Source organism: Gluconobacter japonicus (genome assembly GCF_002723975.1).
Classification (GTDB): domain Bacteria; phylum Pseudomonadota; class Alphaproteobacteria; order Acetobacterales; family Acetobacteraceae; genus Gluconobacter; species Gluconobacter japonicus.
This window is the reverse complement of the sequence record NZ_BEWO01000049.1, coordinates 1-6,836: the sequence shown is the minus strand read 5'-3', so window position 1 is coordinate 6,836 and position 6,836 is coordinate 1. Positions and strand designations below refer to the sequence as shown.

Sequence of the window (6,836 nt, the reverse complement as noted above, 5' to 3'; positions counted from 1 at the left end):
CTGTGGCGGTCGTTGAAATACGAATGTGTCTACCTGCACGCATTTGAGACCGGATCAGAACTTCGAGTGGGGCTCACGAAATGGATCACCCATTATAACGGGCAGCGTCCGCACGCAGCACTGGCTGGACGCACGCCCGATGAGGCGTATCATGGCGTGCCGACGCCATCTGGTCCGGGGTTAACCCCGGACCAGATGGCCAACAGCAACGCCGTCAGAATGGCGGCATAACAACAACCGGGTATAGCTTATCAAGCCCACAAAACTGTCCGAACGGACGGGTCCACCTCTCGACAGGCACTCCTTGCTGCGCAAAGCGGCGTCGCATTCTCATTTGACAGCGACGGACCGACGGTCCTTACATCTGATCCCGCCATGCTGGAAACAGCATTGTCGGCACTGATGGAAAACGCCATGATCCATGCGGCCTCCGGTGGAATTGTCGAGGTCCGGCTCTATGCGATCGAGCAAGATAGCTCGCAATCTCTTTGCATCGACATCTCAGACCGGGGACCAGGTATTCCGGAAGCCAGCAGGGCTGACGTTTTCCGCCGCTTCTACCAGCTTGGCAATACGCCGGGTATGGGAAGCGGACTTGGTCTAGCCATCGTTGCCCGGGCTATCGACAGAATCGGCGGCACAATCGAACTAGAAGGTCGAAGCGACGGGCCGGGTCTTACAGCATGCATCCGGATACCTCGTGATTGCTTCTAAGAAAAATGTTCAAGTTGCACCCGCACGAAGCCCATTTCGTGCATGACCATGCTGGTCATGAACGTCGAGGTGATGGGAATCGTTCATGTGTCACGCACCGGAAGCAACGCCTGTGCGGCGCTCGCTGCGCAGATGGCAGTTGACAATCTCGGAGATCAAAAGGCTGGTTCGACGGCTCTGACGCCCGCCGTCGAGACGCTGACGGAAGACCCGACGAACGGACACACTGGAAGCGCTCTGTAAGACGGGTGGTGGCCGGAAAACCCTGGGCCACCATTATAGAAGGAAAATATATTGATTTTCTGCGATCATCGCTATGATATTTGACTAATATAAACACCTCCATGTAATTTCCACCCGCAACACCGCCACATAAAATAAATACAAATATAAATAATAAAATTATTCATGAAAAAGAATATGCATTTCGTGTCCTCTTGACGAGGCAGGCATCTCTTCCAATTTTTCTTTCGCTGGACGCCATCGGGTCCGGCATAGGCTCTGTGAGCCAGGCAACTGAAGTCCATGTTGCTTTAATCGGAGGATGTGGACGTCGACACTGAAAGGACTTTATTCCCGCTATCGCCGCTCCTTGCACACAGCCGCCCGGAGATGGCGCAACCGACTGGAGGGAGGCGTATCATGGTAACGCGCCCCCTTTTTGGAGACGATCCGCTCGCTCCGCGTGTCCTCTCCGTGCTCCGCCGCCTCGGTCATGACGGACGTGGCGTGATGCTGACGTCTCTGGTGGCCCATACCGGTATACCGGGGATCAGACTTCGCTCTACGCTGGAATGCCTGATCCAGGCGGGCACGGTCACCCCTGCCGGGTGTGATCCTCTGGCTTCTGATCTCGCGTTCCGTGTCCCCATGTGGGCAAGAGCCGCACCGCCAGTTCCGGTCGCGGCGTAAGGCACAACCGCGCCGGGTAGATCAGAAACGCCTTCTCCGAGCGGAAGCGTCATCTTTTCTGGAACGGCCGCACGAATGAGAGGGTGGAGCGGGGCCTTCCATCGGAGGTCCCGCGTTTCTGAAGATGACGTCAAAAGCAGCGAGAACAGGGAGATGTCGAGTTTTATCCATTTTCTCAACCTGAAGGCGCTTCAGGACTATTGGAATAACCATCCCCCCGTGCCCCGTTCACGGGGGGCAATGCGGCCAGTTTGGTCGCACTCCGCGGGAAAGACGGAGCGAGCGGAACAGACGGCCAAGCAACCTCGGCGCCTTCGGCATAGGGAGAGACCATACGTCGCTGTCGGTCTCGTCCTCATGCTGCTGGTCGGAATGGCCTCGCCGGCATCGGCCCATGCGCCGCATGATGTGCTGTCGTGCGAGACAGAAAAGCAGCCGGTAAACATTCCATCCATGCCACTGGCCCGCGCCATCGAGATATTGAGCCGGCAGACCGGGTGCCCGGTCCTTATCGACCCGATCCTTATGGACGGCAGGACCTCGGCAGCCGTCAAGGGCGCCTATACGCCTCAGGTCGCCCTCCTGCATCTGTTCGGTTCCGTGCAGATCGACGTCACCGCCACTGTTTCTGGCTTGAGCGTCAGTCCTCTGGATGCGACGGCTCTGACATCGGGTGACACGCGGTCCGGCCTGAGGAGTGCACCATGACTCTTCACACGGACAGGCCGAACAAAATTATGTCGCTTCCGACCGTTCAGATCAGCACAGAACTGGCGGTCCTGCTTGCCTACTATCTCAGCTACGAGGAAAAAGACCGCGGATACGGCGGCCTCATGCGTCGGGCGGCTGACCATCTGATTTACCACCTGGTATCTCGCTGGAGAACCGCGCCAGACCCGGAAGCGACGACCGTCGCCGTGGTCCAAAAACTCCTGCCTGTCGCTGACCGCACGCACATGGCCAAGGCCTTGGGCTAGTCGTTGGGAGACCTCGAAAATCAACTGACATTGGCCTTGCCAAAAGGCGTGCGAGACCTTACCCGAACATTGTCCTGTCGCCTGCCACGCTGGCAGCGGCTTTGAACCGGATGTACGCCGGAAGGGCCACGACGTAGGAACTATAACTCAATTCATAGATGGGAAAACGGCTATGGAAGACCTCTCCATGAAACGTTCCTGGCAGAGCAGGGACTGGTCCCACTTCATCAAGCTGTTCAGGGGCCTGACATTCTACGAGCGTTTTGAACAGGCGATCATTCTGACCCTGATTGCGCTCATCATGCTGGTCACCGCCATCGCGACGATTCATCTGATCGGCGCGGTATGGCATCTGGCCGTGGATGTCGGAATCGATCCGATCAACCAGACGATCTTCCAGGCGATTTTTGGCGCGATCTTTACTGTTATCATCGCCCTTGAATTCAAACACTCCCTGCTGGTCGTTCTTGCCCAGCATGAGAACGTCATCCGGGTACGGACCATCGTCCTGATCGCCCTCCTGGCGATTGCCCGCAAATTCATCCTGCTGGATCTGCATGATGTGACTGCCATGGAACTATTCGCTCTCTCGGCGGCTGTTCTGGCGCTGGGTGCCGTCTACTGGCTGGTCCGCGAGCAGGATGCGCGTGTCGCGCGCGATGCCAGGGAACAGGCGCATCTCGAAGATAATCCTGCGGCCCGCTGTGAGCCTGAACGGTCTTCATCCTGAAGAATCGAAGTAAAGGCGGTCTATAACGCCGCCTTTACTCAATCCCCACTATGTCTCGTGCGATGAGGACGTCTTCTTCGCCGTCTCTGGACCTGACGGTGCCGGATGATCTGTGTCGATGGGCCGGAACGGCGGAATGGGTTGCCCGGGTTAATAGACCGGCCCCTTGTAGTTCTGATCCACCTGGCTTGCGTTCAAGCTGTCGACCAGCATATCACCTGTGCCGTCTTCGTAATGAGTGCGAGCCCCGGTTTCGGGGATTGTGGACGTTCCCTCAGTCGCCCTTGCATCGAACGATGTTGCAGTCGTCCGGACAACATCACCAGCATGTGCGTCCGACTGGCTCAGTAGAGACAAGCTCAGAGCAGCGCACGACCGAGATATTTTCATCATCTTCATGCTCATGACCTTTCGAGATTCTCCCTCGGCCGGATGAATGGCCGGGGGAGAGTTTTCGTCACGCCATCAGGCTGCCTCTTTCCGCGCCTCAATCTGGGGCACGGCTTCCTCCGCACGTGCTGTAGAGGACGTAATCGCGATACGACGCGGCCTCATCGCTTCGGGTATCTCACGTTTCAGAGTAATGGACAGAAGTCCGTTCTCGAAGTGCGCATCGGTGACTTTCATATGCTCGGCCAGATCGAAGCGGCGTTCGAATTCTCTGCCCGCAATACCCCGATGGAGATATTCGGCGGCGCTTTGCGGCTCCGGCGCCTTTCGTCCTGTCACGACAAGAGTATTGCGCTCCTGTGTGATCGTAAGGTCGGCCTCGGCAAGTCCGGCAACCGCCATGTCGATCCGGTAATCATCCTCACCGGTCTTGACGATATCGTAAGGCGGCCAGTTATCGACCGCCGGAATCCGGCTGGCGAGATCAAGGGCGTTGAGCATTCTGTCAAAACCCACGCTCGAACGGAACAGGGGAGCAAAATCAACGGTGGCTCTCATAGCCATATCCTCCTTTGAGCAACATGGACACAAGATCAAAACTGATAGTTCTGTCTGCCGACCCCTTCGGCGGCCGGCAGATTCAATCTGGGCACTCCGTGCATGGTGTCAAGAGGTATCAAAAATGCAGAAAGGCAGGTTTGAGCGTCCTCAATCGTTCGCGTGTTCAGAGTGGACCAGAACAATGCCTGATAGCATCGGATGGAAGTTGCTGGCCGCGGCATTCGCCGCGACCATGCTGAGTGCCGCTCCGGCGGAGGCCTGGCCGTGGATTTATGCTGGACCACCAGTTGTCGTTCCACCACCAGTCCTGGTCGCGCCGCTAGCTGTCAGTTGGGGTGGGCGGTCTCCTTCAGAAGGTTTATCAACCGCCGGTATGGCACATCAATGCCGCAAGGAGGCCTTCCACCCCATCTGACATGTCTTGTTCTATGATACGTTCTCAGAAGGGGCTGCTTGTATGCAGCCGAGCGGAGAATGCACTCGGGTGGGAGGAAACTCCATCAGCTCATGGTGATTGCGGACTGTCCACTTAGGAGCTTGGCGAATGGGGGCTTGTATGTCCGGGATGTAGGCGAAAGCGGACCTGCTGCTTACGCCTTCATGCCGGACATCAATCCCCATCACGTCACACCTAAAGCTTCTGCCACTCTGTCAAAGTGTCTGGCAGGCGTCAGGTTGGCTGCCGGCCTAGCATATTGACCGTTTGCCGCTTAGGCACTTCACATCGGGAGAGGGCTTGCTGAACCGCCAGTCCCAGATCTTCATCTGAGACAGACCGCGGGACATGCATGACTTTTTCTTTATGCTGCTTTGTATTGGATGGCCATGCAAAGTGGCCGCCAGTCGTCCTCTTGGTGGGCGTCAAAATAACAAAATCATCCATAAGATAGTGCCACTCGGCAGAGACCGCATCGCAGCAGGACCCTGCCTGTTCACGTTTCTTATAGCCGTACGTTGAGGCAACCTCCTCCCAGAAAGCCAGACGGTGCGCATTCGAAGCTTTCGACATGGCATCGACCTCTTTTCTGTCCAAGGAAGGCTCTCCAGGCTTGTTGAAATATTCGCTGGACAGAAGAGCTTTGCGAAAGTTCTTTCCGATCCAAAGTGGTGGAGCGTCTTTGGGAGCATGCGTACTCCAACCTGTGCGCGAGAAATAACTGCCTCCCCAAATTTCTTTGCACTCGATCACCAGAAATTTTGGAGACATGACAATCCCAACACGCTTGCTATGAAGCCACCGGATGCGTTCGGGCGTAAAGTAGGTCTGGGTCATTTGATTTCATCAATCTCAAAAGTCAGAGGCTTCACGTCGCTCGGAGTGTAGGCTGTCATAGCTCCACGATAAGCCTGACAGATCTGCTCCCACTGAGCCTCCGTTGTGGTCACAGACCGGATACCCATCTCGAAGCAATAAGACTCACTTTCAGCCTGAGCAAACACGACATACGAATTTGAAGACGCCCTTCTACTCCCTGTTTGATACAGGGTTATCTTCTTTAGGTCGGCCACTACATACCATTTAATCTCGGCAGAATTAGCTTGGTAGCTGGCTTGTTGTGTATTGAGTACCTTATCGCTATCGTCATTACCTGACTTCTCAACCCCATGCTCGGATGCTTCATTGTTTGCATCGGCGTCAGGCGGGCCCGAAGCTGACCTTCGGCTTTCCCCCGATTATGTTGAAAAAGTCCCACTGGAGTTTGCACTCGACATTTAGGTTCGATGTCATAACGTATAGAGCACTGTAATCATGGAGAATTTTCATTCGCAATTGCATACAAAATCCTGAGCAGACACCTCAACCTGACTTTTTCAACACAATCCCCCCAAAGCTGCCTGCATGAGACCAGACAGGCAGCCAGATATTGTGATCAGAAAACAGCCATTCAGTGTAATAGAACGACGCATCTGAGATAGTAGACACTCCGTAAGTTGCCTCGGATGATCCGGAAGATAGTACTAGCTGATGGGTACGCTCAATCCGCCTTACCAGACAGCACCGCATGATTTGCGGCAACAGCCTTTTGGGAACTGATTGAGTTCAGATCATCTGCCGTTGCGCCCGCCTGAACCTTGGCCTTGCCCGTCTGAACCTGCTGCAGCCCGGTCGTCGCTTCCTGCGCCATGTTATCCAGGCTGATCGCACCAGCGGCTTCCGCCGCCTTTGGTGCAACGGCCTTTTCATAGATGATTGGTGCGCCATCGGCCGTCGTAGTCGGTGCACCCGGAGCGGGTGCTGCGGCCTCAACAGGCGCAGGCGCGACAGCAACCGGTGTGACGCTCACAGGCTGACCGGGCAGTCCTGTCACCTCCGCCTGAAGAGCCGGTGCAGCCGGTGCTGCGACAACCGGCGTGCTGTAGGCCGTACGGTTAATGATCAGATGATCGGGGCCGGTGGAATCCGTCGGATCCTTGTCATAAATGTCGACAAGTTTGTCGTTACTGCCAAAACAGAACAGAACCGTGTGCAACTGTGGACGGGTTCCAGCCTTGACCGGTGCCCAGATGACCTGCGCCAACCCCAGGGTCGCAACACTGGTGACAACTTCACC

The 6,836-nt window shown here is 56.0% G+C and carries 12 protein-coding genes; 8 read left to right on the top strand and 4 right to left on the bottom strand.

Going from position 1 to position 6,836, the window contains the following annotated elements; translation table 11 throughout:
- The 7 genes from GJA01_RS14805 to GJA01_RS14775 form a co-directional block, all read left to right on the top strand.
- On the top strand, positions 1-231 hold a 231-nt coding region (locus GJA01_RS14805), incomplete at its 5' end, for an integrase core domain-containing protein (protein WP_145993810.1).
- A 144-nt stretch (positions 232-375) separates the two neighbouring features.
- On the top strand, positions 376-714 hold the full coding sequence (locus tag GJA01_RS14800) for a sensor histidine kinase (RefSeq protein ID WP_099282484.1): 339 nt from the start codon (positions 376-378) through the stop codon (positions 712-714).
- Between the two features lie 42 nt (positions 715-756).
- On the top strand, positions 757-957 hold the full coding sequence (locus GJA01_RS14795; protein WP_062022159.1) for a hypothetical protein: 201 nt from the start codon (positions 757-759) through the stop codon (positions 955-957).
- Between the two features lie 399 nt (positions 958-1,356).
- Positions 1,357-1,626, top strand: a complete 270-nt coding sequence (locus GJA01_RS14790; RefSeq protein WP_062022163.1) for a hypothetical protein — start codon at positions 1,357-1,359, stop codon at positions 1,624-1,626.
- Between the two features lie 357 nt (positions 1,627-1,983).
- Positions 1,984-2,334: a hypothetical protein gene (locus GJA01_RS15685; protein ID WP_231875840.1), complete on the top strand. Its 351-nt coding sequence runs from the start codon at positions 1,984-1,986 to the stop codon at positions 2,332-2,334.
- Positions 2,331-2,603, top strand: a complete 273-nt coding sequence (locus GJA01_RS14780; RefSeq protein ID WP_231875841.1) for a hypothetical protein — start codon at positions 2,331-2,333, stop codon at positions 2,601-2,603. The genes GJA01_RS15685 and GJA01_RS14780 overlap by 4 nt, the downstream gene beginning before the upstream one ends.
- A 172-nt stretch (positions 2,604-2,775) precedes the next feature.
- Positions 2,776-3,333, top strand: a complete 558-nt coding sequence (locus tag GJA01_RS14775; RefSeq protein WP_062022170.1) for a phosphate-starvation-inducible PsiE family protein — start codon at positions 2,776-2,778, stop codon at positions 3,331-3,333.
- Positions 3,334-3,483: 150 nt separating this feature from the next.
- Here the strand turns inward: GJA01_RS14775 and GJA01_RS15375 are convergent, their stop codons facing one another.
- A complete protein-coding gene (locus tag GJA01_RS15375) occupies positions 3,484-3,726 on the bottom strand; it encodes a hypothetical protein (protein WP_169925654.1) in 243 nt (80 codons plus the stop codon).
- Positions 3,727-3,798: 72 nt separating this feature from the next.
- Complete coding sequence (locus GJA01_RS14770; protein WP_062022174.1) at positions 3,799-4,281, bottom strand: Hsp20 family protein; 483 nt, start codon at positions 4,279-4,281, stop codon at positions 3,799-3,801.
- A gap of 184 nt (positions 4,282-4,465) precedes the next feature.
- Here GJA01_RS14770 and GJA01_RS15370 point away from each other — a divergent pair, with 184 nt between their 5' ends.
- Positions 4,466-4,699 carry a hypothetical protein gene (locus GJA01_RS15370; RefSeq protein ID WP_156470261.1) on the top strand — a complete coding sequence of 78 codons (234 nt, stop codon included), beginning with the start codon at positions 4,466-4,468 and terminating at the stop codon, positions 4,697-4,699.
- A 255-nt stretch (positions 4,700-4,954) separates the two neighbouring features.
- On the opposite strand, the gene GJA01_RS14760 is transcribed toward GJA01_RS15370, so the two are convergent.
- Positions 4,955-5,557, bottom strand: a complete 603-nt coding sequence (locus tag GJA01_RS14760; RefSeq protein ID WP_062022177.1) for a contact-dependent growth inhibition system immunity protein — start codon at positions 5,555-5,557, stop codon at positions 4,955-4,957.
- A gap of 703 nt (positions 5,558-6,260) precedes the next feature.
- Positions 6,261-6,836 (bottom strand): hypothetical protein (locus GJA01_RS14755; protein WP_099282482.1); only part of this gene is annotated, 576 nt, incomplete at its 5' end.